Here is a 25,647-nt window from a genome sequence, read left to right on the forward strand (position 1 = left end):
ATGGAAAGATAATTCATTTCCGCAGCAGATACAGGAGGATAAAAGCCATGGTTAAAGTTGCGATTAACGGATTTGGACGCATCGGACGTCTTGCGTTCCGTCAGATGTTTGAGACCGAGGGCTATGAAGTCGTTGCAATCAACGACCTCACGAAGCCGGAGATGCTCGCACACCTTCTGAAGTACGACACTTCGCAGGGAAGCTTCCTCGGCAAGATCGGCGAGGGCAAGCACACGGTCGAGGCAGGTGAGGATTCCATCACCGTCGACGGCAAGAAGATTACGATTTACAAGGAGGCAGACGCAAAGAACCTTCCGTGGAAGGCTCTGGATGTCGATGTTGTCCTTGAGTGCACCGGTTTCTACACCTCGAAGGAGAAGGCTTCGGCTCACCTCGAGGCAGGCGCAAAGAAGGTTGTTATCTCCGCACCGGCGGGCAACGATCTGCCGACCATCGTGTTCAACGTCAACGAGAAGACGCTGACCAAGGAAGACAAGATTATTTCCGCAGCTTCCTGCACGACGAACTGCCTCGCACCGATGGCAAAGGCACTGAACGACTACGCGCCGATTCAGTCCGGCATTATGAGCACGATTCACGCTTACACCGGCGATCAGATGATTCTCGATGGCCCGCAGAGAAAGGGTGATCTCAGAAGATCGAGAGCAGGCGCAGCGAACATTGTCCCGAACTCCACCGGTGCGGCAAAGGCAATCGGCCTGGTCATTCCGGAGCTGAACGGCAAGCTCATTGGTTCCGCACAGCGTGTCCCGGTCACGACCGGTTCCACGACCATCCTGGTCGCGGTTGTCGCGAAGGATGAGGTCACGAAGGAAGAGATCAACGCAGCGATGAAGGCAGCGGCAAACGAGTCCTTCGGCTACAACACGGATGAGATTGTCTCCTCCGATGTCATCGGCATGCGCTACGGCTCCCTCTTCGATGCAACCCAGACCATGGTCAGCAAGATCGCGGACGGTTGCTATCAGGTGCAGGTTGTCTCCTGGTATGACAACGAGAACTCCTACACGAGCCAGATGGTTCGCACGATCAAGTATTTCGCAGAGCTGTAAGCATCTGCTTTTGCAAGGCGACTCTCGCGGGTCCGGTCTTTGGACCGGGCCCGCTTTTTTATGACAAAGACGGAGGACAAGCATGTTAAACAAGAAGACCGTAGACGATCTCAAAGACTTAAAGGGCAAAAAGGTACTGGTGCGCTGCGACTTCAACGTTCCGCTGAAGGACGGCGTGATTCAGAACTATAACCGCATCGACGGCGCGCTGCCGACTATCAAGAAGCTCCTCGATCAGGGCGCAAAGGTGATTCTCTGCTCCCACCTCGGCAAGCCGAAGGGCGAGCCGCTGCCGGAGATGAGCCTTTCCCCGGTCGCACCGGCACTTTCGGAGCGCCTCGGTGTCCCGGTCAAGTTTATCTCGGACCCGCAGGTGACCGGCGAAGAGACCCGGAAAGCGGCTGCGGACTTAAAGGACGGCGAAGTGCTGCTCCTCGAGAACACGCGCTACCGCGGCGAGGAGACCAAGTACGGCAAGGATGAGGCAGCCGAGAAGTATGCGGAAGAGCTCGCGGCACTCTGCGACGACGGCATTTTTGTCGATGACGCGTTCGGCACCGCGCACCGCGCGCACTGCTCGAATGTCGGTGTCACGAAGTACTGCAAGGAGAATGTGGTCGGCTACCTCATGGAGAAGGAGATTCGTTTCCTCGGTCAGGCGGTCGAGAACCCGGTGCGCCCGTTTGTCGCAATTCTCGGCGGCGCAAAGGTCTCGGATAAGCTGAATGTCATCAACAATCTGCTCGACAAGGTGGATACGCTGATCATCGGCGGCGGAATGGCTTACACCTTCTTAAAGGCAGAGGGACAGAGCATCGGCAACTCGCTCTGCGAGGAGGATAAGCTCTCTTACTGCCTTGACATGCTGAAGAAGGCGGAGGAGAAGGGTGTTAAGCTCCTGCTTCCGGTGGACCATGTCGCGGCGGAGAAGTTTGCGGCCGATGCACCGCACAAGGTGGTGGATGAGATTCCGGAGGGCTACATGGGCCTCGACATCGGACCGAAGAGCATTCAGCGCTTCACAGAGGCACTGCAGGGGGCAAAGACCGTGGTCTGGAACGGCCCGATGGGTGTCTTTGAGTTTGAGGCGTTTGCGGCTGGTACCCTGGCAATCTGCAAGGCGGTCGCAGAGCTCAAAGACGCGACGACCGTGGTCGGCGGCGGTGACTCTGTGAACGCGGTGAAGCGCCTCGGCTTCGCGGATCGCATGACGCACATCTCGACCGGCGGCGGCGCTTCACTCGAGTTCCTCGAGGGCAAGGAGCTCCCGGGTGTCGCGGCGGCGGATAACAAGGACTGAAGGAGCGAGAGATGAGAAGAAAGATTATTGCGGGAAACTGGAAGATGAACATGACGCCGACCGAGGCGAAGGCACTGGCGACCACCCTGGCGCCGCTCGTCAAGAACCCGGAGGTCGACGTGGTCTATTGCGTGCCATTTATCGACATCTTCCCGGTCAAGGAAGTGATTGCGGGCACGGCCGTGCATCTCGGCGCGGAGAATGTCTACTTCGAGGAGAAGGGCGCCTTCACCGGTGAGACTTCCCCGGCGATGTTAAAAGATGCGGGCGTCGAGTATGTGATCATCGGACACTCCGAGCGGAGAGAGTATTTCCATGAGACCGATGAGATCATCAACAAGAAGCTCTTAAAGCTCCTCGAGCACCAGTTTAAGCCGATTCTCTGCTGCGGCGAGAGTCTTGCGCAGCGCGAGGCGGGCGTCACGATGGACTTTATTCGGATGCAGTTAAAGCTCGCATTTCAGGGCGTCAGCGCTTCGGATGCGGCGAAGGTCACGATTGCCTATGAGCCGATCTGGGCAATCGGCACCGGCAAGACCGCAACCGTCGCACAGGCCGAGGAAGTGTGCCGCGGCATCCGCGAGACCGTGAAGGAGCTCTACGGCGAGGCGATTGCCGAGGAAATCCGCATTCAGTACGGCGGCTCGATGAACGAGAAGAACTGCAAGGAGCTGCTCGCGGAGCCGGACATCGACGGCGGCCTGATCGGCGGCGCCTCTTTGAAGCCGGAATTCGGGCATATTGTGAATTACAAAGCTCTCTGAGATACTTTGAGAAACGGCGCAGCTGAGGCTGCGCCGTTTTTTGAGACTGATTGACAGAAATAGAGTTGCGGTGTATTATGCTATTGGTTCACTGGAACACAGAGCCTCTGGCAAAGCAGCTGTGGAAACTGACAGAAAAAGTTCACGGAAAGTTCAGCTACTTTTTTTGAGTGTATCTGCCATCTATGGTAAAATGAACCCATTCTGAACAATCATCAACAGGAAAAGCGAGGTGTTACTATGATGCGTGGAACCAGACCGCTTGCATATTTCCTGAGCGCAGCTGCCGTGGTGGGCACAGTGGCTGCTCCGCTCAGTGTCTATGCGAATACCAGTACTAATTTTGCCTATCGGCGTCAGGTCATTGCGCTCTCCGGCATTATGCCGACAACTGGGGGCATGGCGGAGAAGGTGACGCGCGCGCAGTTTGCGCAGATGTTGGTTCGCGCTTCCGCCTATCGGAGCGTTCTCACGAAGACCAGCAATGTTTCGGTTTTTGCGGATGTGAAGTCGGGCGACGAGAATGCGGCCTCCATCCGTCTTGCGGCGGAGCAGGGCTGGATGACCGGCTATCTCGGCGGAAAGTTTAAGCCGGCAGAGCCGATTCGTCTGAATGAGGCGGTAAAGGGCGTGCTCTCACTGCTTGGCTATACAGCAGATGACTTTGCGGGCGATCAGTTCAACAAGCGCATGGCGCAGTATGCGAGCTCGGATCTGAATGAAAATATCGGCTACAGCGACCCGCAGACGGAACTCACAAAAGCAGACTGCGTAAATCTCTTTTATAATCTTATGAAGGCAAAACAAAAGAGCGGCACGGTTTATGCGACTGTTCTGGATGCAGAGGTAGATGCAAAGGGCGAAGTGAATGCGCTCAAGATGGCTGACAATACGACGCGGGGGCCGAAAGTCGCGGAGAGCCGCACCCAGGTTGACAACATCATTCCGTTCCGCCTGGATGATGCGACCATTTTTATGAACGGCAAGGAAGTGCAGAAAGAGGCGCTCTACGCGGCAGCAGCACAGTATGTGGTCATTTATTACAGTTCAAAGACCAAGACAGTCTGGGCGTACAATGCGGACACCGACTCCGACGCCGACAAGCGCGTGGCGCGCGGCGTTGTAGAGGCAATTTATTATCAGAATACCAATACGCTCACACCGAGTGCTGTCAAGCTGGACGATGGCAATGTTTACCAGCTGAATTCGACCGAAATGCAGTTTGTCTTTTCGGTCTACGGCAGCGTGAAGGTCGGCGATCATGTTGTTCTGATTTATCAGGTCTCTTCGAACGGCACTGCAGCCGATGGCGAGGAGGGAAGCCAGAAGTTCAGCGTTGTAGACTATGTGGAGCCGTAAGGGAGAAGGGGGCAGGCAGTGGCAGAAGAAGTAAAGCCGAAGAAGAAGGGGCTCAGCAAAGGAGCCAGAAGAAACATACGGCGCGCGGTGATTGCGCTGGCGGTGATCGGCATTGGCGGCGCGATTGTGCACAACCGCATGGAAGCAGCTAAGAAGGCAGCGCTGGCAAGCGTGGCGGTGAGTACAGGCACGGTGACGAGAGAGGATATTTCGCAGAAGATTTCCTCGACGGGAACCATCGCCGCGAAGGATACCTATTCGATTACCTCTCTGGTACCGAGCGGCACGATCACCGAGGCAAATTTCGAAATTGGCGATCATGTCGTAAAAGATCAGATTTTATACCGGTTTGACAGCGCACTTGTGGCATCGGATGTCAAGAATGCGGAAAATGCGCTCTCTCGCGCGCGAAAAGCGCTCGCAAATGCGCAGGCGGATTTGAGCGATGCGCAGAGCAAATACGGAGACGGCGTTTATAAGGCGACTCGCGCTGGCTATGTGACCAAAGTCTATGTGACAGACGGCGAGAAAATCGGCACGGGCAGCAATCTGGTAGACTTGGCGGATGAAACGACGATGAATGTGCGCATTCCGTTCCTCTCCGGCGAGGCAGAATTGATTCAAGTCGGGAGTCCGGCGACTTTGACGCTCTCGGATACGATGGAGCAGGTAGAAGGCACCGTGATTGCTGTCGGCGCGCAGGAGAAGGCGCTTTCCGGCGGCAGACTGGTCAGAGAAGTGACGGTCTCGCTCAAAAATCCCGGCGGAATCACAAGCAGTACAGCGGTGAGTGCGGTGATCAATGGGTTTCGCTGCGTTGAGGAAGGCAAGTTTGAGGCACAGCTGTCCAGCAGTATGACAGCGGATCTCGGAAGCGCAGTGGACAGCGTGAATATTCTGGTGCATGTCGGCGACTATATTCAGCCGGGCACACCTGTTTTCACGATGACTGCCAAGTCGGTAAAAGATGCGCTGCAAGGATATTCCGATAAGGTGGATGCAGCCGAGAGCAGTGTCGAGAGCGCGCAGAAAGCATTGGACAGCGCGAAGGAGACGCTGAACAACTATACGATCAAATCTCCGATCGACGGCGAAGTTATCACGAAGAGTTACAAGGTAGGCGATAAGATCGGCGGCGCAGGTGTGAGCGGTGGGCAGTCGGCTACAACGCTCGCGACCATCTATGATATGAGCTCCTATAACTTCAAAATGGCAATCGATGAGACAGATGTCTCAAAGATTCAGCTGGGACAGCATGTTGAGATCACAGCAGATGCGCTGCCGGGAGAAACCTTCAGCGGGACTGTCACGAATATCAGTCTGGAGAGCACATCGCAGAATGGTGTCTCGACCTATCCGGTGCAGGTCACGCTTGACAACACAGAGAAATTGCTTCCGGGCATGAACATCAACGCGAAAATTCTGGTCGGCTCCGCGGAGAACGCGCTCTGCATTCCGGCAGACGCGCTGCTGCGAGACAATAAAGTCTACGTAAGAGATCCATCTGTGACAGAGGCAAAGGGCGCGGTGCCCGCAGGATTCCGCGAGGAGACAGTGGAGATTGGTCTGATCAGCGCAGATAAAGTGCAGATCACGTCGGGCAATCTCAAAGAGGGCGATGAAGTCTATGTGCAGCCGAAAGTGACAGACTCCGGGATGATGATGATGAATGGCAGAGCTGCAGAGGGAGGCGGCGACAGCGGCGCTGAGAATGCAGAAGGCGGTGGACAGCAGAGCGGCGGCGACCAGGGTGGTGGCGAGAATGGGCAAAGTTAAGACTGTCCACATTCCCCAGGGCGAAGTGTTGATTGAGATAAAGGACATCTGCAAGACCTATGTGATGGGTGATGAGGTGGTACACGCCAATGACCATCTGAATCTGACCATACGGATGGGCGAGTTCGTCGCAATCGTCGGCAAGTCTGGTTCAGGCAAGTCCACGCTGATGAATATCATCGGCGCACTGGATGTACCGACCTCCGGCACCTATCTTCTCGGTGGCGAGGATGTCGGCGACATGACACAGAATGAGCTTGCAGATATCCGAAATCGCATGATTGGTTTCATTTTCCAGCAGTATAATCTTCTCCCGCGCCTGAATCTTCTTGAAAATGTGGAGCTCCCGCTGCTCTATGCGCATATTCCCGGCGATGAGCGGAAAGAGCGCGCTCTCCGGCAGCTGGAGAGAGTGGGATTAAAAGAGAAGGCAAAAAATATGCCGAATCAGCTCTCCGGCGGACAGCAGCAGCGCGTTTCGATTGCGAGAGCACTGGCCGGGAATCCGTCGCTTCTGCTCGCCGATGAGCCGACCGGCGCGCTGGATTCAAAGACCAGCCGTCAGATTCTTGATTTTTTCCAGGAACTCCACAAAGAGGGCAATACCATCATCATGATCACGCATGACAATTCCATCGCCGTGAGAGCGAAGCGCGTCGTGCGGATTCAGGACGGAAAAATCAATTTTGACGGGAAGGCGGAGGAGTATGCTGCAATCATTTAAGCTTGCGTTAAAGAGCATCTGGAGCAATAAAATGCGCTCTGCTCTCACTATGTTTGGCATTGTGATCGGCGTCGCGTCCGTCATTATCCTTGTGAGTCTGCTGAACGGCTATATGCAGAATCAGCTGTCGCAGTGGGCGGATCTCGGCGCAAAAAATATCAATGTGACAGTTGTCAACCAGCCAAGCCGCTCCGTGAGCCTGGAGGATATGTATGCCTTCCGGGATGCAAACAGCACACTGTTTGAGGGCGTCAGTCCGGCAGTTTCACCTGGCAATGGAACGCTGAAAGTGGGAAGTGTCAAGTCTGAGAGCACCACCATTACCGGTGTGAGCGAGACTTATGCCGCGCTCACAGAGAAGACTGTGGCCGAGGGACGTTTCCTGAACTATGCAGATGTTGTCGCAAAGCAGGAAGTCTGTGTGCTCGGCGCGTATCCGGCGCAAAAACTGTTTGGCTCTTCGGACGCAGCGCTTGGGCAGAATGTCACGTTGGGCGGAAAAAACCTGCAGGTAGTCGGGGTTTTGACGAGGAAGAGCAAAGGCAGAATGGAGGAGAGCGGCACGGACGATGTGATGTTGCTTCCCTATTCAACGGCGCTGCGGTTCAGCGGAACAAGCAAGCCGGGTGCCTATGTCTTTTCGACGGCAAGCACAGATAAGGCGCAGGCGTCAGCGGCAAAACAGGCGCTTCAGGACTATCTTTACAGCATCTTCCGCGATAAGAAGAACTATCACCTGATGGCGATGAGCGAGATGCTTGACCAGATCAACAAGATGATGGCGCAGATGTCGGTTCTGATGGGCGGCATCGCGGGTATTTCTCTCTTTGTCGCCGGTGTTGGCGTTATGAATATCATGCTGGTCTCAGTCACCGAGCGGACGCGGGAGATTGGTATCCGGAAGGCGCTCGGCGCGCGTCCCGGGGTGATTCTGCAACAGTTCGTGCTTGAGGCAATCACGACCTCAGTGTTTGGAGGACTGATCGGCATTGGAATTGGCAGTGGGATACTGAATATTGTGACCATATTTCTCGGATACAGCGTCGCGGCGACGCCGAGCGCTGTTTTTATCTCATTTACCGTCTCGGTTGCGATCGGTCTTCTGTTTGGCTATATGCCGGCAAAGCGCGCGGCTGCATTGAATCCGATTGATGCGCTGCGAAGTGAATAAGAGTAAACATTACCCACATCGAAAAAGTCAGGTCGAAAGACCTGACTTTTTTTGTATCTCGAATCAAAGAAGCGGTTTTCCCGTTCTGCTTTAGGATTGCTCGACCGAAGCTTCGTCGCGGGCAGCGGCTTCTGTCTCGGCGGAAGCCGCCGCTGCATCTTCGGTCGCCGAAACTACGGCGGACAGCGTCTCGGCACTGTCTGCCGTCTCAGCTTCGTGTTCGCTCGGAACAGCTTCCGCCTGTTCCATAGTCTGCGGTTCCGCGTTGTATGCTACGGCCTCATTTTCCTGCGCCGTGTCCTGTGGCTCCGCGTTGTATGCTACGGCCTCATTTTCTTGCGCCGTGTCCAGTAGCGCCGCATTGTAAGCGTCTGCCTTATTTTCCGGTGCCATGGTCTGCGGCTCTGTACTGTATGCCGCTGTCTCCGGTATCTCCGCGGACTGCACTGCATCGACAGGCTGCATCTCCTCGCTCGCTTGTGCCATATCCTGCGGCGCCGCATTTTGCGGTGCCGTCTCGCTACGCTGCTCTTCGCTGACGGCTGCGTCTGCTTTCTTCAGCACGGCTTTTCCGTAGTGGCCGCTCTCAAAGAGTTTCTTGTAGAGCTCCTCGGAGAGAGCCTCAATATAGCCCTCGTCCATGCCGTCGTAGCGCTGTAAGAAGCAGTCCTGAATAAAGTCAAAGCGCTTCAGGGCGAGCGCCTCCGCGCGGAGCGGGTGGCGGGTTGCGCCGAGAATTTCGAGGTCAATCTGCTCCGGTGCATAGCTTGCGAGGAACCAGCTCTCCAGTTCTTCGGTGATGCGCTGTTCCTCCTCGATGTGCGAGTAGGCACGGGAAGCTTCCCGGTGCGTTTTCCAATAGAGGCCAAAGGCACCGATTGCAAAGACAAGAAGGAAAAAGCGCATCAGTGCGGTGGTCGGCAGAGCGAAGGGGAGATGCAGCTGCTGACCGAAGCTTAGCAGCGTTAGCACGCTCATCACAATGCCGACAATCAAAAAGGCCGAGGCCGAGGAGCTCAAATCTTCGTAGCGATCTTCCTGGCGCACATAGAGGTGGGGTGTTTCCCGCGCTGTGCGGTCGGAAGCGGGTTCGTTTACTTGCATAGCGTCATCCTTTCGCGCGGCTTGGAACAGCCGTTGTTTACCCAAAGTATACTACAAAGCGGGCTTTTTTGCGACGGGCGCTGTGCAGCTTTCCTTTTTGCGGGAAGCTGTGTAGAATAAAGAGTAACACGCGCTGCGCTGCAGCGCGGAGGTCAAGCCCTGAAAGGAGTGTTCCGATGCCGCAGCATCCGCCGTTTCCGAAAAAGCTGCCGCCTCTACGGCTCAAAAACGTACTCATTGTGCTGCTTCTTCTTGTGGGGCTCCTGCCGCTCTGCCTTTCCGGGCTGGTGGCGACCAACAGTTTCCGGCAAAGTCTCCTGGACACCCACAAGGCAGAGGTGCAGGAGAGAAGCGGCATCCTGTCGACCAAGCTGACCCGGACGGGCTATCTCCACAATCAGGACAAAAAAGACAACAGTCTGAATTCGGAGCTCGAGATCATCGCGCAGAGTTACCACGGGCGCATTCTGGTTGTGGATCAGAACTATCGCATCATAGAGGACAGCTTCCATCTTGCCGAGGGACGCTATCATATCGCGCCGGAGGTGATACGGAGCTTTCGCGGCGAGAACGCGACCAACTACAATGCCGACAAGTACTACATGGTGCAGACTACGCCAATTTACGACTCCCTTGACGTGAAGGCGGAAGACAGAGTGGTGGAGGGGGTGCTGCTCTTCATCTCGTCCACGGAATTGCAGCGCACGGAATTGCAGGGGGTGGGCGAGACCCTGCGCATTTTTACGGTGGCGGTCGGGCTGCTGCTCGCGCTGATCAGCGTAATCCTGGCCTCTCTGATTCTGCGCCCGTTCGCGGAACTCCGCGCGGCGCTCCGCAAGGTGTCGGTCGGCAATCTGAACGAGACGGTTGAGCAGAACAGCTACCTCGTGACCGCACAGATCAGCGAGGATGTCAACGCGACGCTCCGGAAACTTCGCGCGCTGAACGAGTCGCGCCAGGAGTTTGTCTCGAATGTCTCGCATGAGTTAAAGACGCCGATTACCTCGATGCGCGTGCTCGCGGACTCTCTGATTTCGGCGGGCGATGCGCCGCTGGAACTCTACAAGGAGTTTATGACCGATATCTCGAAGGAGATTGACCGCGAGGCAAAGATTATCGACGACCTTCTGAGTCTGGTCCGCATGGACCGCTCGGGCACGGTGCTGAACCGGAAGGAGACCGATATGCACGAGATGCTCGAGCAGATTCTGAAGCGCCTCCGCCCGCTCGCGAAGGTGAATCAGATCGAGCTGACCCTGCATACGGTGCGGGAGGTCACGGCCGAGGTGGACGAGGTGAAGCTTTCGCTCGCCATCATGAACTTGGTCGAGAACGGCATCAAGTATAACGGCAACCAGAAGGACGGCTATGTGCAGGTCACGCTCGATGCGGATCACCAGTTCTGCTATATCCGCGTCGAGGACAACGGCATCGGCATCCCGGAGGATCAGCAGGAACTGGTCTTTGAGCGCTTTCACCGCGTGGACAAGGCGCGCTCCCGCGAGACCGGCGGCACGGGACTCGGGCTCGCAATCACGAAGGAAATCATCCTTCTGCACCAAGGCATGATACGCCTGACCAGTGAAGTCGGAAAGGGCAGTACCTTCCTGGTGCGCATTCCGCTCAAGTATATCGAGAGTAGCACGCCCGCCCAGGCGGCCTCGCAGAAGAAGAGCCGGAGAGAGCGGGGAAAGAGAGGTGAGGCGCGTGGCGAATAAACAAAGAGGGTGGCTCATCCTGCTGCTCTGCCTGCTGTGCCTCTGCGGCTGTAGCCGAAAGGAAGCGGGCGCGGACCCGTCGGCGGGGCGCTATGCGATTTACTATCTGGACAAGACAGCGACCAAACTGACGCCGCTCATTTACGAGACCCAGACCACGGACAAGAATCAGCTGGTCGGCGAACTCATGCAGCAGTTTCTGCATGTGCCAAGCGCCGAGGATCTGATCACGGCGACGGGAGACAAGACGCGCTACGAGTCCTTCAGTTTTGACGACAAGGTGCTCTATGTCTACTTTGACGAGAACTACCAGGACTTGAAGACCGACCGGAAGACCCTCTGCTCGGCGGCATTGACCGAGACGCTCGCGCAGATCATAGGCGTCGAACATGTCGGCATTTACAGCGGCGGAAAGCCGCTCGCCGGGGTGGACGGCAGTCTTCTGGGGCCTTTCAGCGAAAATGATTTCGTGAACAGCGTCTCGGATGTGAACAGCTATGAGACCGTGGAGCTGCCACTCTACTTTGCGGCGGCGGACGGCAAAAAATTTACCGAGGAGACCCGCAGCGTGACCTACCGCGCGAACACCCTGCTCGAGCAGGTCGCGGTGGAGCAGCTGATTGCGGGGCCGCGGGGCAGTGGCAAGGCCATACTTCCGCCGGAGACCAAGTTACTCAGCATCTCGGTTAATGAAAACATCTGCTATTTGAATTTCAGCAAAGAATTTCTGAATCCGGTCACGGGCGTGAGCCCCGATGTGAGTCTCTATGCGCTCGTGGACACCTTGACCGGACTCAAAACCGTACAGCGGGTTCGCATCTCGGTCGAGGGCTCCCAGTCCGTGCTGTTCCGGGACACCATCTCCCTTGACGCGCTCTTTGAGCAGAATCTCGACTATGTCGGCAAGGGCTTGCCCGGGAATACCGCTTCGCCTAGCGAAACCGCTGCGACGGATGCATCGCAGTAAGCAGTCGGTTTGAAGTAAATTGATTTATCTTTAGAAAATTCAGTTCGGAGAAAACAGAATATGAGACGTCCGCTGGAAGTACTGGCAGTCGGGGTTGTGCTTGGAGAGCTGCTTTGCCTCGCCGGAATCCGCGGAATTTTACTGTTCCTGCTCTGTCTCTGCCCGGCACTCTTAGCGTTTTTTTGGCGCGGGGTGCGGCGGCGCATCCTTCTTGTCCTTGTCCTCGGCGCGGTCGCCGGGGCGCTTCGGTTGCAACTTGCCCTTTTGCCGGGGCGCGCCGAGCGGCAGTTACAGCGCGCCGAGGGAGCCGCTGCGACCTTTCGCGGGCGCATTGCGGAAATCGAGCCGCGCGGCGAGCTGACGCGCGTCCGCTGCGGCAGCGTGTACCTTTTGCTCCGGGAGAGCGACGGAGAGCGCCTCGCGCTCGGGCGCGTGTTGACGGCGAGCGGCAACTTAAGCCCGATCGCAGCGCCGACCAACCCCGGAGAATTTGACTACCGGGCCTATTGCCGCGCGCGCGGTGTGACGCACCGCATGCAGGTACGGCGGTATCGCGTGGAGGGCAGGGCGAGTCCGCTCGCGGAGGGGCTCAGGCGCTTTCGAAGCGTTGCACTGGAGCGGCTCAAAGCAGTCTGCCCCGAACAGGAGGCCGGCTATCTCGCCGCGCTCTTACTCGGCGACAAGCACGCGCTCAGCGAGGACTTCTACGATCTCTACCGGAAAAACGGCATTGCGCATCTGCTCGCAATCAGCGGGCTGCACACCGGCTTTCTGGGGCTCGCGCTCTACCGTCTGCTTCGGAAAAAGTGCGGGCTTTCTCTGAGCGCTGTCGTCACGGCGCTGTTTCTCTGCCTTTATGCGGCGCTGACCGGCGGAGACACCGGCGTTTTTCGGAGCAGCCTGATGCTCGGCCTCGGTTTTCTCGCGCTCTGTCTCGGCAGAAGCTATGATCTTCGGAGCGCTGCCGCCTTTGCCCTTCTGTTTCTTCTTTTCCTCTCGCCGCTGCAACTCTTTCAGTGCGGCTTTCAACTCTCTTTTCTCGCAGTCTTTTCAATCGGCGGTCCCGGCAAGGCACTCACGGAGCGCTTTGCGGCAAGGCGAAAGCTTTGTGCCGCGTTTTTGCAGAGTCTCACGGTTTTTCTGATTACACTTCCCGTCATTTCCTACTGGTTCTTTTCCCTGCCGCCCTACGGCATACTCCTCAATTTACTTGTCATTCCGATGACAGGCGCGCTGCTGCTACTCGGGTTTATGCTGCTCGCCGCGGCATTCGCCGCGCCGCCGCTCGCGCTGTGTTGCGGACAAATATTGCACCTTGCGCTCGGAATGCAGATTCTGCTCTGCCGTTTTGTAGAGCATCTGCCGTTTCACCGCATCCTGCTCGGGCGGCCGAAGGCTTGGCAGCTTGTCGCCTACAGCCTCTGCCTGTCGCTTAGCTTCCGGCTGCTACTCGACAGAGAGTCTCGTCCCAAAGAGAAGCGGCAGCGGACATTGCGCCTCGTGTTGTTCCTTTGCGCCGCGCTCGGCGCGGGGATCAGTCTCCTGCCGATCAGGAGCCGCGTGCCCCGTGTCTGGGTTCTCGACATAGGCCAGGGCGATTCCATCGTAATCGAGCAGGGCAGCCGCTGCATCACAATCGACGGCGGCAGCACTTCGCGGCCGGACTGCGGGAAACAGGTCATAGAGCCGTTTCTTATGAGCCGCGCACTCGGAATCGTGGACGCCGCCTTTCTGACCCATGCGGATCTGGATCACACGAACGGCCTAAGCTACCTTGCAAGCAGGGGCTCGGGGATACGGGTGAAGCGCGTCATTTTGAATCCGGCGGCGGAGACCGATTCGCATTATGCGAAATTGATGACTTCGCTCAGGGAAAATCCGGAGACAGAACTTTTCTTTATGGGCGCGGGCGATGTCTACGGAAACTTTCATTGTCTCTGGCCGCCGCGGGAGGTGCTGCCGGAGGAGGTCAACGAGCAGTCCTTAATCCTCCTCTTCACGGCAAACGGCAAGCGCTGCCTCTTTACGGGCGATGCGGGACAGCCGAGCGAGGAGAAACTGCTGGAGCGGCTTGCCGCTCCCGAACGGGCTGCCGAGCGCGCCGCGCTCACGGACATCGATCTCCTGAAGGTCGGACACCACGGCTCGAGAGGGGCGAGCAGCGAGGCCTTTCTCGCGCTGCTTTCGCCGGACTGCGCGCTGATTTCCTGCGGGCGGGGCAATTCCTACGGGCATCCGCACGCCGAGGCGATGGAGCGTCTTCGCCGCCATGCGGGACAGGTGCACAGCACGGCGAAGGAGGGAGCCCTTTCGGTGGAACTTTTGCCAAACTGAAAAAAGTTGAAAAAATTAGCACTCATCTATTGACAGTGCTAACAACGACTGCTATACTGGGCACAGTTCAAAGAATGTTATATAGCATGTATAGCAGCATAGCAAAGCGAGGTGAAGTGCATGAATATCAGCAAGTTTACACAAAAATCTCAGGAAGCGATTGCCGCAGCGGAGAAGCTGGCGAGCCAAAACGGCAACCAGCAGATTGACGAAGAGCATCTGCTCAGCGCTCTGCTGACCGTTTCGGACTCCCTGATTGCAAGCCTCGTCGCGAAGATGGGGATACAAAAAGAAGCGTTTCTCGACGAGAGCGAGGCTCTGATCCAAAAACTCCCGAAGGTGAGCGGCGGCGGCCAGGAATATGTGAGCGCGGACTTGAACCGCGCTTTGAACGGCGCGGAGGATGAGGCAAAGGCGATGGGAGATGACTATGTCTCCGTCGAGCATTTGTTCCTAAGTCTCTTAAAGAATCCGAACCGCGCCCTGAAGGAACTCTTCCGGACCTACGGCATTACCCGCGAGAAATTCCTGCAGGCACTCTCGACGGTTCGCGGCAACCAGCGCGTCACCTCGGATAACCCCGAGGCAACCTACGACACGCTGAATAAGTACGGCTACGACCTCGTGGAGCGCGCGCGGGATCAGGAGCTCGATCCCGTGATCGGCAGAGACGAGGAGATTCGGAACGCAATCCGCATCTTAAGCCGAAAGACCAAGAATAACCCGGTACTGATCGGTGAGCCCGGCGTCGGCAAAACAGCCGTTGTCGAGGGACTTGCCCAGCGTATTGTGCGCGGCGATGTGCCCGAGGGGCTCAAAGACAAGCGGCTCTTTGCGCTCGATATGGGCGCTCTGGTCGCGGGTGCCAAGTACCGCGGCGAGTTCGAGGAGAGACTGAAGGCCGTGCTCGAGGAAGTCAAGAAGAGCGAGGGCGAGGTGATACTCTTCATCGATGAGCTCCACACGATTGTGGGCGCGGGCGCATCCGAGGGTAGCATGGATGCCGGCAATATGTTAAAGCCCATGCTTGCGCGCGGCGAGCTCCACTGCATCGGTGCGACGACCCTTGACGAGTACCGGAAGTACATTGAAAAGGATCCGGCGCTCGAGCGGCGGTTCCAGCCGATTCTCGTGGATCAGCCGACCGTGGAGGATACGATTTCGATTCTCCGCGGCTTGAAGGAGCGCTATGAGAACTACCACCATGTGAAGATTCAGGACGGCGCACTGGTCAGCGCGGCCGTGCTCTCGGACCGCTATATCACCGACCGCTTCCTGCCCGACAAGGCAATCGACCTGGTCGATGAGGCCTGCGCGATGATTAAGACCGAGCTCGACTCTTTGCCGGCGGAACTCGACGAGATGAATCGCCGCCGCATGCAGCTCGAAATCGAGGCGACGGCGCTCCGGAAGGAGACCGACAATCTCTCGAAGGAGAGACTCGAGGCCATCGAGAAAGAGCTTGCCGAGAAGAAGGCAGCGTTTGCCGAGGCAAAGGCAAAGTGGGAGAATGAGAAGGCAAGTGTCTCGAAGCTCGCCGAAATCCGGCAGCAGATTGAGGATACGAACCACGAGATTCAGGCGGCGCAGCAGGCCTATGACCTGAATAAGGCCGCAGAGCTTCAGTACGGCAAGCTTCCCGAGCTGCAGAAACAGCTCGCAGCCGAGGAGGCGAAGGTGCAGGGGCAGGACTTCTCGCTCGTGCACGAGGCAGTCACCGAGAATGAAATCGCAAAGATTATTTCCCGCTGGACCAACATTCCGGTCGCAAAGCTGACGGAATCCGAGAAGAATAAGACCCTGCATCTCGACGACACCCTGCATCAGCGCGTCATCGGCCAGGATGAAGCGGTCGAGAAGGTCGCGGAGGCCATCCAGAGAAGCAAGGCGGGCATCAAGGATCCGTCGAAGCCGATCGGCTCCTTCCTGTTCCTCGGCCCGACCGGTGTCGGCAAGACCGAGCTCGCGAAGAGCCTCGCGGCGGCTCTCTTTGACGATGAGAGCGCCATGGTGCGACTTGATATGTCGGAGTACATGGAGAAGTTCTCCGTGTCGCGTCTGATCGGAGCGCCTCCGGGCTATGTGGGCTATGACGAGGGCGGCCAGCTGACCGAGGCAGTCAGAAGAAAGCCCTACTCCGTGGTTCTGTTCGATGAGGTCGAGAAGGCGCACCCGGATGTGTTCAATGTCCTCTTGCAGGTGCTTGACGACGGCCGCATCACCGATTCGCTCGGAAAGACCGTGGACTTTAAGAACACGATTATCATCATGACAAGTAACTTGGGCTCCCAGTATCTTCTGGACGGCATTGACGAGCAGGGTAATATTAAGCCCGAGGCGGCCGCGGCGGTCGACGCCGACGTAAAGGCGCACTTCCGCCCCGAATTCCTGAACCGTCTCGATGAGATCATCATGTTCAAGCCGCTCACGAAGCAGAATATCGGCGGCATTGTGGATCTCCTTCTGCAGGAGACCAATGAGCGTCTCGCGGATCAGGAGATTTCGATCGAACTTACGCCTGCGGCCAAGCAGTATGTCGCGGACGAGGGCTACGATCCGGCCTTCGGTGCGAGACCGTTAAAGCGCTTCCTGCAAAAGCATGTGGAGACCCTCGCGGCAAAGCTGATTCTGAGCAGCGACAGCGGACTGCATAAGGGCGCTGTGATTCGGATGGATGTCGACGAGAAGAAGGGCGGTCTCAAGGCGGAAGTGGTCGTCTGAAAGATGCGCACAACAGAATTGATATAAGAGATAAGCCCCGGGAAACCGGGGCTTATTTTTGTGTCCGGAGAGGCTGTCTCGTCAATTTCCGGACATTGTGGTAAAATAGATAAAAATACAATCGCCGTGGGAAGGAAGTGCGTATGATTCGCGCCGTTTTTTGCTTTATCGAGATTTTTTTATTTCTGGTTCTGGGTCTCCCGGTGCTCCTGGTGCTCTGGATTTATCAGCTGTTCAACCCGCATCGCGTCTCGGAGCGCGCGCAGTGGTATGTCGCCTGGATACTCGGCGTCATCACGCGGACCGCACTCGGCGGGAAGAAACTGACCGTCCTTGGACTCGAGAACATACCCCGGGACGAGGGGGTTGTCTTCATGGGCAACCACAGAAGTTATTTTGACATCATCTGCACCTATCCGATTCTCCCGGTGCAGACCGGTTTCCTCGCGAAGGACGGGCTCTATAAGGTGCCGTCGCTCCGCCGCTGGATGCAGCTTCTGCACTGCCAGTTCCTCGACCGGAAGGACATCCGGAAGGGCATGGAGACCATCAAGACTTGCACGGAACTCGTGAAGAACGGAACCTCGATCTGGGTATTCCCGGAGGGCAGCCGCACGAAGAATCCCGACCCGACCGCGCTGAGCCCCTTCCACGCGGGCAGCTTTAAAATAGCCGAGCGCGCGAATGCGTATATTGTACCGGTCGCAATCTACGGCACCGACGTGCTCTGGGAGAATCAGTTCCCGGCAGTCCGCCCGACCGACATCACGATTGAATTCGGAAAGCCCTTCCGCGCGTCAAAACTGCCGCAGGAGATGAAGAAAAAGGTCAGCGAGTACACGGCGGCGCGGATTCGCGAGATGCTGGTCGAAGAGGAGCGGCGCCGCGCATGAGTCAGGATACCTTCGGCTACGAGCGCTGTGAGCGCTTGCCGCACGCAGAGCGCATTGTCTATCAGGGGCTCGAGGGTGCCTACAGCAATCTCGCGGCCGTGCAGTTTTTTTCGCAGTATCCGGAAGCGGGCTTTTCGCATGTGAAGACCTTTGATGCGGCGGTGCGCGCGGTCGATGAAGGCACAGGCGACTATGCCGTGCTCCCGATCGAGAATTCGACCGCGGGCAGTGTCGCGGACAGCTACGACGCGCTCGCAAAGCGCGAGGTTTCGGTGGTCGGCGAGTATCTCTTGCCGGTCCGGCACGCATTGCTCGCGTGCGGCGATGCCGCCCTCGCGGACATCCGAACCGTCTACTCGCACCCGCAGGGCATCAAGCAGTGTGCGCCGTTTTTTGAGGAGCACCCGGAGATTGAGGCGGTCGCGGTTTCGAATACCGCCGTTGCCGCTCAGCTGGTGCAGGCGATGGGAAAAAGCAGCGCCGCGGCGATTGCCTCCGCCTATGCGGGACAGATTTACGGCCTCAAGGTGCTGATTCCGACCCTGAACTACCGCGCGGAGAACACAACCCGCTTTCTGATTGTCGGAAAAGAAAAGTTATACTTGTGTGGCGCAAAGACCGTGAGTCTCATGATGGAGACCCGCCACGAGGCAGGCGCGCTCTACCATGTGCTCGGCGCACTCTACGCGGAAGGCATTAACCTGCTCCGCCTCGCGGCGCGCCCCGTACCGGAAGTCAGCTGGGCATACCGTTTCTTTCTCGATTTTTCGGGAAGTTTGGAAGAAGCTGCGGTACAGCGCGCGCTCCGAGAGGTGGAGCGTCTCAGCACGAGTTTGCGCATTTTGGGTTGCTTCTAGGAGGAACTATGGCGTTAAAACGCTTTGCTTCGATTGACGTAGGGTCGTTTGAAATCGAACTGGGTATCTATGAGTTCAGCAAGGGCGGCGGCATTCGCCTCGTGGACAATGTGCGCCATGTCATTGCGCTCGGCTCCGACACCTACCGGAACGGCGAGATCAGCTTTCCGCTCGTACAGGAACTGATTGCCGTTTTAAAGGACTTTACCCGCATCATCGCGGAATATCGCTGTGAGGCTTACCGCGCCATCGCGACGTCCGCGATGCGCGAGGCGACAAACAGCGCGATTGTGCTGGATCAGATTAAAACCAGGACAGGACTCTCGGTACAGATCCTCTCGAATGCCGAACAGCGCATGCTGGTACTGAAGGCGCTCGCTGCCTGCGGCGAGCGCTTTGACACGCTTGCGAATGAGGGCGCCGCCGTCGTGGAAGTCGGCTTCGGCTCCATGCAGGTGAGTCTCTACGGGGCCGGAACCATGCAGAGCACGCAGAATTTGCGGCTCGGCGCGCTCCGGCTTCGCGACACACTGCAACAGTTAAACTCCGCGCGGGATGACAGAGAGCGCATTCTGCAGGAAACCGTCGCCCACGAACTGGACATCTACGAGCACCTGCATCTTCGCGGACGCCGTGTGAGACACATGATTGCAATCGGCGACCCGATTCGTGTGCTCTATGACAAAATTATGCGCGCGCAGCAGCTGAATCCGGAAGAGGAGAGTTTTGCCGACATTGGCAGAATGAAGGGACTCTATCAGTATGTGATTGCGCGCACTGAAGCCGAGCTCGAGGAGACGCTCGACTTAAATCCGGCGACCACAGGTGTCCTGCTACCGGCGGCGGTGCTCTACCAGCGCATGGCAGAGACCGTCGGCGCGGAAAAGGTCTGGTTCCCCGGCACCCGTCTGATTGACGGCGTCGCGGCGGACTACGCCTTTGAAAAACAACTGGTGCGGCGCACGCACGACTTTGACGCGGATATTCTGGCGGCCGTGCAGGAGCTCGCGACGCGCTACGGCGAGCGCACCGCCGCTACACGGTCGGCTGCGCGCTACAGATCTTCGACGCGCTGAAAAAGGCGCAGGGCTTCACGGCGCGCGACCGTCTGCTCCTTGAGATTGCGGCGACCTTGCATCACTGCGGGCGCTTCCTGAACATGGGCAATGCGAGTGAGTCGAGCGGCGACATTATCCGCGCGACCGAGATTGTGGGGCTCTCGACCGAGGAACACGCGCTGATTGTGCAAATTCTTCGAAATGAGGATGATGTCTTCGGGCGGCGCGACATTCCGCTTAAGGCGGCCAAATTTGCGGCCGTGATACGGCTCGCGAACGCGATGGACCGCTCGGCCAAACAGAAGGCGGGGGTCTACCGCATCCGCCTCCGGGAGGACGGTACCTTGCCGGTCGCGACCGATTTCGGCGGTGACATGACCCTGGAGCGCCTGAGTTTCGAACAGTGTATCCCCTCGTTCAGCAATGTGTTCGGCATCAGCCCGGTATTCCGACAGAGAAGAAGCCTTGGGAGCGGCGTCGTATGAAGAGAGAAAACGAGAAAAAGAATAAAAAGCAGGGACAGCAGGAGAAGACGCTGAACCTCGCAAATCCCGACTACTATGTGTGCCGCGAACTCTCGTGGCTTCAGTTCAATCTTCGCGTCCTGAATGAGGCGCGCGATAAAACCATTCCGCTCTTTGAGCGGCTCAAGTTCCTCAGCATCGTGAGTTCCAACCTGGATGAGTTCTTCATGGTCCGCGTGGCCTCCCTGAAAGACCAGGTGCTCGCAGACTTCACGAAGCGGGACATTGCGGGACTCACGGCGGCGGAGCAGTTGAAGAAAATTTCCGAAGAGACCCACGAGATGGTCGAACTGCAGTATCACAGCCTGAAGCGGAGTCTGTTGCCGGCACTCGAGAAGGAGGGGCTGCATTTGATTGCCCGCCACGAGGAACTCGGGGAAAAAGAACAGGTCTTTGTGGACCGCTATTTTAAGGACACCATCTACCCGGTGCTCACACCGATGGCGGTGGACTCTTCGAGGCCTTTCCCGCTGATTCGGAATAAGACCTTGAATATTGCGGCGCGCATTCGGAAAAAAGAACATGTGAAGCCCTTAATCCGCATTGAGGAGAAGAAGAAAAAAGGCGGTCAGCGCCCGGACTTTGCGATTGTGCAGGTGCCGTCGGTGTTGCCACGCCTTGTGGAACTGCCGCCCGAGGTCACCGGCAGACCGGCGGGGGAGAAGACCTTTATTCTGCTCGAAGAAATCATCGAGCGGAACATAAGCTCCCTTTTCTTAAACTACGACATCCTCGCGGCGCATCCGTTCCGCATCATGCGGAATGCGGAGTTTGAACTCGATGAGGAAGAGGCAGCCGACCTTCTGGTCGAGATTCAGAAGAAGTTAAAGCGGCGGCAGTGGGGCGAGGCCATCCGCCTCGAAGTCGAAGAGGGCATGGACGAAGAACTCCTGAAAATATTGCAGGACGAGCTTGAGATTGAGTCGGAGGATCTCTTTTCCATCAACGGACCGCTCGACCTGACTGTGCTCATGAAGCTCTACGGTGTCGGCGGTTTTGACCGCTTAAAGCTCCCGAAACATGTCCCGCAGCCGGTGCCGGCGCTAGTGAACGAAAAGAGCATTTTCGCAAACATCCGCGAGGGCGATATTCTCTTAAGTCACCCCTACCAGTCCTTTGATCCGGTCGTGAACTTCATTCAGGAAGCGGCAAAGGATCCGGATGTGCTCGCCATCAAGCAGACCCTGTATCGCGTGAGCGGCAATTCGCCGATTGTCCAGGCGCTCGCGAAGGCGGCGGATAACGGCAAGCAGGTCACGGTACTGGTTGAATTGAAGGCGCGTTTTGACGAGGAGAATAATATTGTCTGGGCAAAGATGCTCGAGAAGGCTGGCTGCCATGTCATTTACGGTCTGCTCGGCTTAAAGACGCACTCGAAGATTACCCTTGTGGTGCGCTCCGAGGAGGACGGCATACGCCGCTATGTGCACCTCGGCACAGGTAACTACAACGATTCGACCGCAAAGCTCTACACGGATTTGGGACTACTCACCTGTAAGCGCGAGTTCGGCGAGGACGCGACCGCAGTTTTTAACATGCTCTCGGGTTACTCGGAGCCGCTGTTCTGGAACCGGCTCATTGTCGCACCGCTCTGGATGCGCGAGCGCTTTGTCCGCGAAATCGAGCGGGTGCGCGCGGCGGCGCGCGCCGGAAAACCCGCTTTCATCATGGCGAAGATGAACTCGCTCTCGGATCCCGATATGATACGGGAGCTGTACCGCGCGAGCATGGACGGCGTGCAGATCGATCTCATTGTCCGCGGCATCTGCTGCCTCCGGGTCGGCATTCCGGGCATCTCGGAGAACATCCGCGTACGCTCGATTGTCGGCAACTTCCTCGAGCACGCGCGCATCTTCCGCTTCCACGCGGACGGCGAGGAGACGCTGTATCTCGGCTCGGCCGACTGGATGAGCCGGAACCTCGACAACCGCGTTGAGATTGTGTTCCCAGTCACGGACAGCGCAATCCGCCAGGAAGTACACCACTATCTGGAGACCGAACTCCGCGACAATGTGAAGGCGAGCATTTACCGCCCGGACGGCAGTTACGAGAAGGAAAACCGCCGCGGCAGGGCGCCGCTCAATTCGCAGGAAGTGTTTGCTGAGGAGGCGACGGCTGCGGCCGCAGTCGCGCGCCTCGAAGAAAAGCAGCGCGGAAAGCAGGAGGAGAGAGGCTTCACACCGTTACTCTGAGCAAAAAAGGAGAAACATGGGTAAGAGAAAGAAAAATACAGGCAGCGCGGGGGGATTGCGGGAAGCAGACAGCAATGCGCTGCGGGCGGAAAAACCGGTTGCGGCAAAGCGGGAGCGGAAGCTATCCGAAGAGGAGGACAGCCGGGCTTCATGGCTTGCGGGCGCATGGGTCATGCTCATGTTCGCGCTCTTTCCGCTGATTTTTACCGACCACTACTTTAACATTCTGCAGACCAAGGACGTGACTTTCATCGTCCTGGCGCTGCTGCTCTCGGTCGGCATGGGCATCGTCTATCTGGACGGCGGCCGGAAATTTCGACCGCTCGGCAGCCGGGAGGATTTAAGCCGGGCCGACCTCTCGGTGCTCGCCTTTTTCGGCATTGCGCTGATCGCGACCTTGCTCTCCGGCAAGTTCTGGTTCCAGGCACTGACCGGGCTTGACGGCCGCTTCGTGGGTCTCTTTTATATCGCGCTGATCACAGCAAGCTATTTTATCGTGAGCCGGAATCTGCGCTTTTCCGGAAAGTACCTGACCGTATTTCTCGCGGTGGGACTTCTGGTCTGCCTGCTCGGCTATACGGATTTCTACAACATGGACCTGCTCGGCTTCCGCACCGAGATGCTGCCCGAGCAGTATGCAATGTTCATGTCGACCTTCGGCAATGTGAACACCTATACGACCTATGTGGGACTTGTCGTCGGCGTTTCCGGCGCGCTGTTTACGCTAAGCGAAGAGAAGACCGGACGCCTCGTATTCTACTATCTGGTCTATCTGGTTGCGATGCTCGCACTGATTACCGGCGCCTCGGACAACGGCTACTTAAGTCTCGCGGGCTTCTTCGGAGCGCTGCCCTTTATCGCCTTCCGGAGCCGGAAGGGGAGAGCGCGCTATCTTTTGCTGTTTGCGACCATGCTGCTGGTCATCAATTATCTGACCGGCGTCAGCATCGCGAAGGCAGGCAAAGTGATTCCGCTCTACGGCCTGTTCCTCGTCATCGGGAAACTGCCGGGGTTGCCGGTCATCGGCGCCGTGCTCGGCGTACTCGCACTGGTACTTCTGTACCGCGAGAAAGGCAAAGAAGCGGTGCGGAGCCCGCACGCGACGCTCTGGCTTCGCGGCTATGCGGTGCTTTTGATACTCGCGCTCCTCGCGCTGATCGCTCTCTTTGTCTATGCGAACAGCCTGCCTTATGAGACCGTGCACGCGAAGTTCGGCATGCTCGGCGACTATCTGAAATTCCGGAATGAGTGGGGCACCTTCCGCGGCTATGTGTGGGGCGCGACGCTTGACGAGTACAGCAAGCTCCCCATCCTGAACCGCATCTTCGGCAGCGGTCCCGATACCTATGTGGGCTACATGGTCACGAATCGCTGGAACGAGATGAACCAGATCACCGGGCAGTTCTACGACGCCGCTCACAACGAGTACCTGCAGTATCTCTTCACCGTGGGACCGTTCGGCCTGCTTGCGCACCTCGGCATCCTCGTGTTCAGCGTGAGAGCCGCTTTCTCAAAGGCGAGAGCGCTGCGGGAGAGACAGGACGGAAGCCTTCCGCGGGTGTACAGTGCCTATCTCGATGCGCTCGGCATTGCGGTGATCTGCTATGCCTTCCAGGCCTTTGTCAATATCAATGTCCCGGTCGCGGCCCCGGTTCTCTGGGCGCTTCTTGCGGTCGCGAGAGCGGCGGAGTGACGGTATGGAACAGATGGAACGCTATAAGCGCCTCATTAAGTTCGGCGCGGCAGCGGTGATACTCTTTGTCGAGATCGGGCTCTACTACCTGCTCTGGACACATTACTACAACCGCGTGATTACCATGCCGTTCTGGCGCAGGGGCAACTGGTTCATGACCGGCCTCTACGGCACCATGCTCTTTGTCTTTCACAACCTCTACGGCGGCTTGAAGATCGGTTTCTTTCGAAAGAACAATATCATCTACTCGCAGTTTCTCGCGATACTCGCGACGAATGTCTTCGGCTACCTCTTGCTCGCGCTCGTGGAGCGCCACTGGTATGTGCCGCTGCCCTTTGTGATTTTGACCGCGGTGGATATGGCACTTGTCTTTTTCTGGGCGAGTATTTTCCAGTGGACTTATAACCTGCTCTTTCCGCCGCGGCAGCTCCTGCTGATTTACGGCAAGCGCTCGGTCGCCCATGTGCTCGAGAAGATGAACTCGCGGGATGATAAGTATGTGCTGACCGCTGCAATCCGGATTGACGAGGGCATAGAGCGCATCATGCAGGAAGTGCCGAAGTACGGCGGTGTGATCATCGGCGACCTCGGAAGTCATGACCGGAATCTGATCTTCAAGCGCTGCTATGAGATGGATAAGCGCGTCTATATGATTCCGAAAATCAGCGATGTGCTGATTCGGAGTTCGGACGAGTTAAAGCTCTTTGACACCGTGCTCTTGCTTTCCCGGAACGACGGCCTGCAGGTCGATCAGCTCTTTTGTAAGCGCGTGCTCGACATTCTGAGTGCGGGTGCGCTACTCATTCTGAGCCTGCCGCTCTTCTTGCTCTTTGCGATTGCGATTCGCTTAGAGGACAGAGGCCCGGTCTTTTATAAGCAGTGCCGTTTGACCAAGGACGGCAAGACCTTCGACATTCTGAAGTTCCGCACGATGCGGGTCAATGCCGAGGCCGACGGCGTGGCGCGTCTCGCCGCGCAGGCCGATGACCGGATTACGCGGGTCGGCAAAGTGCTCCGCGCGACCCGGCTCGACGAGCTCCCGCAGGTGCTGAATATCCTAAAGGGCGATATGAGCATGGTCGGACCGCGCCCCGAGCGCCCGGAAATCGCAGCCGAGTACAAGAAAGAAATTCCGGAATTCGATTATCGACTCAAAGTCAAGGCCGGTCTCACGGGCTACGCACAGATTTACGGCGTCTACAATACGACGCCCTACGACAAGTTAAAGCTCGATCTGATTTATATTCGCAACTATTCGATTTTTCTCGATTTGAAGCTCATTTTCATGACACCGAAAATTCTCTTCATGAAGGAAAAGACCGAGGGCGTTGCGGACGGACAGGTCACGGCAGTGCAGCAGACGGGGGATTTGAGCGGCGAGCTCAAGTTCTGATTGAGGTGTGAACCGCCGAAAGAGGA

The 25,647-nt window shown here is 57.3% G+C and carries 19 protein-coding genes; 18 read left to right on the forward strand and 1 reads right to left on the reverse strand.

What is annotated here, in order from left to right:
- Nucleotides 1-47: 47 nt before the first annotated feature.
- The 7 genes from gap to HMPREF9623_RS06375 all read left to right on the forward strand — a co-directional run bounded on the left by gap (nt 48) and on the right by HMPREF9623_RS06375 (nt 8,167).
- Nucleotides 48-1,073, forward strand: a complete 1,026-nt coding sequence (gap, locus tag HMPREF9623_RS06345; RefSeq protein ID WP_009533067.1) for a type I glyceraldehyde-3-phosphate dehydrogenase — start codon at nt 48-50, stop codon at nt 1,071-1,073.
- Between the two features lie 82 nt (nt 1,074-1,155).
- On the forward strand, nt 1,156-2,373 hold the full coding sequence (locus tag HMPREF9623_RS06350; protein ID WP_009533068.1) for a phosphoglycerate kinase: 1,218 nt from the start codon (nt 1,156-1,158) through the stop codon (nt 2,371-2,373).
- 11 nt (nt 2,374-2,384) lie between these two features.
- On the forward strand, nt 2,385-3,137 hold the full coding sequence (tpiA, locus tag HMPREF9623_RS06355; RefSeq protein ID WP_009533069.1) for a triose-phosphate isomerase: 753 nt from the start codon (nt 2,385-2,387) through the stop codon (nt 3,135-3,137).
- Nucleotides 3,138-3,377: 240 nt separating this feature from the next.
- Nucleotides 3,378-4,496, forward strand: a complete 1,119-nt coding sequence (locus HMPREF9623_RS06360) for an S-layer homology domain-containing protein (RefSeq protein ID WP_009533070.1) — start codon at nt 3,378-3,380, stop codon at nt 4,494-4,496.
- 18 nt (nt 4,497-4,514) lie between these two features.
- Nucleotides 4,515-6,272, forward strand: a complete 1,758-nt coding sequence (locus tag HMPREF9623_RS06365) for an efflux RND transporter periplasmic adaptor subunit (protein ID WP_009533071.1) — start codon at nt 4,515-4,517, stop codon at nt 6,270-6,272.
- Complete coding sequence (locus tag HMPREF9623_RS06370; RefSeq protein WP_009533072.1) at nt 6,259-6,996, forward strand: ABC transporter ATP-binding protein; 738 nt, start codon at nt 6,259-6,261, stop codon at nt 6,994-6,996. Before HMPREF9623_RS06365 ends, HMPREF9623_RS06370 begins: the two co-directional genes overlap by 14 nt.
- Nucleotides 6,980-8,167 (forward strand): ABC transporter permease, encoded by a 1,188-nt coding sequence (locus HMPREF9623_RS06375; protein ID WP_009533073.1) that lies wholly within the window; start codon nt 6,980-6,982, stop codon nt 8,165-8,167. The genes HMPREF9623_RS06370 and HMPREF9623_RS06375 overlap by 17 nt, the downstream gene beginning before the upstream one ends.
- Before the next feature lie 90 nt (nt 8,168-8,257).
- Here HMPREF9623_RS06375 and HMPREF9623_RS06380 read toward each other — a convergent pair whose 3' ends face one another.
- Nucleotides 8,258-9,271 (reverse strand): hypothetical protein, encoded by a 1,014-nt coding sequence (locus tag HMPREF9623_RS06380; RefSeq protein ID WP_009533074.1) that lies wholly within the window; start codon nt 9,269-9,271, stop codon nt 8,258-8,260.
- Nucleotides 9,272-9,447: 176 nt separating this feature from the next.
- Here HMPREF9623_RS06380 and HMPREF9623_RS06385 point away from each other — a divergent pair, with 176 nt between their 5' ends.
- The 11 genes from HMPREF9623_RS06385 to HMPREF9623_RS06430 all read left to right on the forward strand — a co-directional run bounded on the left by HMPREF9623_RS06385 (nt 9,448) and on the right by HMPREF9623_RS06430 (nt 25,621).
- Nucleotides 9,448-10,989, forward strand: a complete 1,542-nt coding sequence (locus HMPREF9623_RS06385) for a sensor histidine kinase (protein ID WP_009533075.1) — start codon at nt 9,448-9,450, stop codon at nt 10,987-10,989.
- Nucleotides 10,979-11,956 carry a GerMN domain-containing protein gene (locus HMPREF9623_RS06390; RefSeq protein WP_009533076.1) on the forward strand — a complete coding sequence of 326 codons (978 nt, stop codon included), beginning with the start codon at nt 10,979-10,981 and terminating at the stop codon, nt 11,954-11,956. Before HMPREF9623_RS06385 ends, HMPREF9623_RS06390 begins: the two co-directional genes overlap by 11 nt.
- Before the next feature lie 60 nt (nt 11,957-12,016).
- Nucleotides 12,017-14,290 carry a DNA internalization-related competence protein ComEC/Rec2 gene (locus tag HMPREF9623_RS06395; RefSeq protein ID WP_009533077.1) on the forward strand — a complete coding sequence of 758 codons (2,274 nt, stop codon included), beginning with the start codon at nt 12,017-12,019 and terminating at the stop codon, nt 14,288-14,290.
- A gap of 120 nt (nt 14,291-14,410) precedes the next feature.
- The gene (clpB, locus tag HMPREF9623_RS06400) at nt 14,411-17,011 is read left to right on the forward strand and encodes an ATP-dependent chaperone ClpB (protein ID WP_009533078.1); all 2,601 of its coding nucleotides are present in this window, start codon (nt 14,411-14,413) and stop codon (nt 17,009-17,011) included.
- 143 nt (nt 17,012-17,154) lie between these two features.
- A complete protein-coding gene (locus HMPREF9623_RS06405; protein WP_009533079.1) occupies nt 17,155-17,904 on the forward strand; it encodes a lysophospholipid acyltransferase family protein in 750 nt (249 codons plus the stop codon).
- Entirely contained in the window at nt 17,901-18,761 is an 861-nt protein-coding gene (locus HMPREF9623_RS06410) for a prephenate dehydratase (RefSeq protein ID WP_009533080.1), read from the forward strand. Before HMPREF9623_RS06405 ends, HMPREF9623_RS06410 begins: the two co-directional genes overlap by 4 nt.
- 8 nt (nt 18,762-18,769) lie before the next feature.
- On the forward strand, nt 18,770-19,837 hold the full coding sequence (locus HMPREF9623_RS06415) for a Ppx/GppA phosphatase family protein (protein WP_009533081.1): 1,068 nt from the start codon (nt 18,770-18,772) through the stop codon (nt 19,835-19,837).
- Nucleotides 19,834-20,304, forward strand: a complete 471-nt coding sequence (locus HMPREF9623_RS10905) for a hypothetical protein (protein ID WP_330362076.1) — start codon at nt 19,834-19,836, stop codon at nt 20,302-20,304. Before HMPREF9623_RS06415 ends, HMPREF9623_RS10905 begins: the two co-directional genes overlap by 4 nt.
- Nucleotides 20,301-22,535, forward strand: coding sequence for an RNA degradosome polyphosphate kinase (locus tag HMPREF9623_RS06420; protein ID WP_009533083.1), 2,235 nt, complete (start codon nt 20,301-20,303; stop codon nt 22,533-22,535). The genes HMPREF9623_RS10905 and HMPREF9623_RS06420 overlap by 4 nt, the downstream gene beginning before the upstream one ends.
- Nucleotides 22,536-22,551: 16 nt before the next feature.
- A complete protein-coding gene (locus HMPREF9623_RS06425; protein ID WP_009533084.1) occupies nt 22,552-24,228 on the forward strand; it encodes an O-antigen ligase family protein in 1,677 nt (558 codons plus the stop codon).
- Nucleotides 24,229-24,232: 4 nt separating this feature from the next.
- Nucleotides 24,233-25,621 (forward strand): exopolysaccharide biosynthesis polyprenyl glycosylphosphotransferase, encoded by a 1,389-nt coding sequence (locus tag HMPREF9623_RS06430; protein ID WP_009533085.1) that lies wholly within the window; start codon nt 24,233-24,235, stop codon nt 25,619-25,621.
- Nucleotides 25,622-25,647 lie beyond the last annotated feature (26 nt).

Origin of the sequence: Stomatobaculum longum (assembly GCA_000242235.1) — a bacterium.
Lineage (GTDB): Bacteria > Bacillota > Clostridia > Lachnospirales > Lachnospiraceae > Moryella > Moryella longum.

Coding starts and splice junctions, on each gene's coding strand:
- gap (WP_009533067.1), top strand. CDS start 48: ATGGTTAAAGTTGCGATTAACGGATTTGGACGCATCGGACGTCTTGCG.
- HMPREF9623_RS06350 (WP_009533068.1), top strand. CDS start 1,156: ATGTTAAACAAGAAGACCGTAGACGATCTCAAAGACTTAAAGGGCAAA.
- tpiA (WP_009533069.1), top strand. CDS start 2,385: ATGAGAAGAAAGATTATTGCGGGAAACTGGAAGATGAACATGACGCCG.
- HMPREF9623_RS06360 (WP_009533070.1), top strand. CDS start 3,378: ATGATGCGTGGAACCAGACCGCTTGCATATTTCCTGAGCGCAGCTGCC.
- HMPREF9623_RS06370 (WP_009533072.1), top strand. CDS start 6,259: ATGGGCAAAGTTAAGACTGTCCACATTCCCCAGGGCGAAGTGTTGATT.
- HMPREF9623_RS06375 (WP_009533073.1), top strand. CDS start 6,980: ATGCTGCAATCATTTAAGCTTGCGTTAAAGAGCATCTGGAGCAATAAA.
- HMPREF9623_RS06380 (WP_009533074.1), bottom strand. CDS start 9,271: ATGCAAGTAAACGAACCCGCTTCCGACCGCACAGCGCGGGAAACACCC.
- HMPREF9623_RS06385 (WP_009533075.1), top strand. CDS start 9,448: ATGCCGCAGCATCCGCCGTTTCCGAAAAAGCTGCCGCCTCTACGGCTC.
- HMPREF9623_RS06395 (WP_009533077.1), top strand. CDS start 12,017: ATGAGACGTCCGCTGGAAGTACTGGCAGTCGGGGTTGTGCTTGGAGAG.
- clpB (WP_009533078.1), top strand. CDS start 14,411: ATGAATATCAGCAAGTTTACACAAAAATCTCAGGAAGCGATTGCCGCA.
- HMPREF9623_RS06405 (WP_009533079.1), top strand. CDS start 17,155: ATGATTCGCGCCGTTTTTTGCTTTATCGAGATTTTTTTATTTCTGGTT.
- HMPREF9623_RS06410 (WP_009533080.1), top strand. CDS start 17,901: ATGAGTCAGGATACCTTCGGCTACGAGCGCTGTGAGCGCTTGCCGCAC.
- HMPREF9623_RS06415 (WP_009533081.1), top strand. CDS start 18,770: ATGGCGTTAAAACGCTTTGCTTCGATTGACGTAGGGTCGTTTGAAATC.
- HMPREF9623_RS06420 (WP_009533083.1), top strand. CDS start 20,301: ATGAAGAGAGAAAACGAGAAAAAGAATAAAAAGCAGGGACAGCAGGAG.
- HMPREF9623_RS06425 (WP_009533084.1), top strand. CDS start 22,552: ATGGGTAAGAGAAAGAAAAATACAGGCAGCGCGGGGGGATTGCGGGAA.
- HMPREF9623_RS06430 (WP_009533085.1), top strand. CDS start 24,233: ATGGAACAGATGGAACGCTATAAGCGCCTCATTAAGTTCGGCGCGGCA.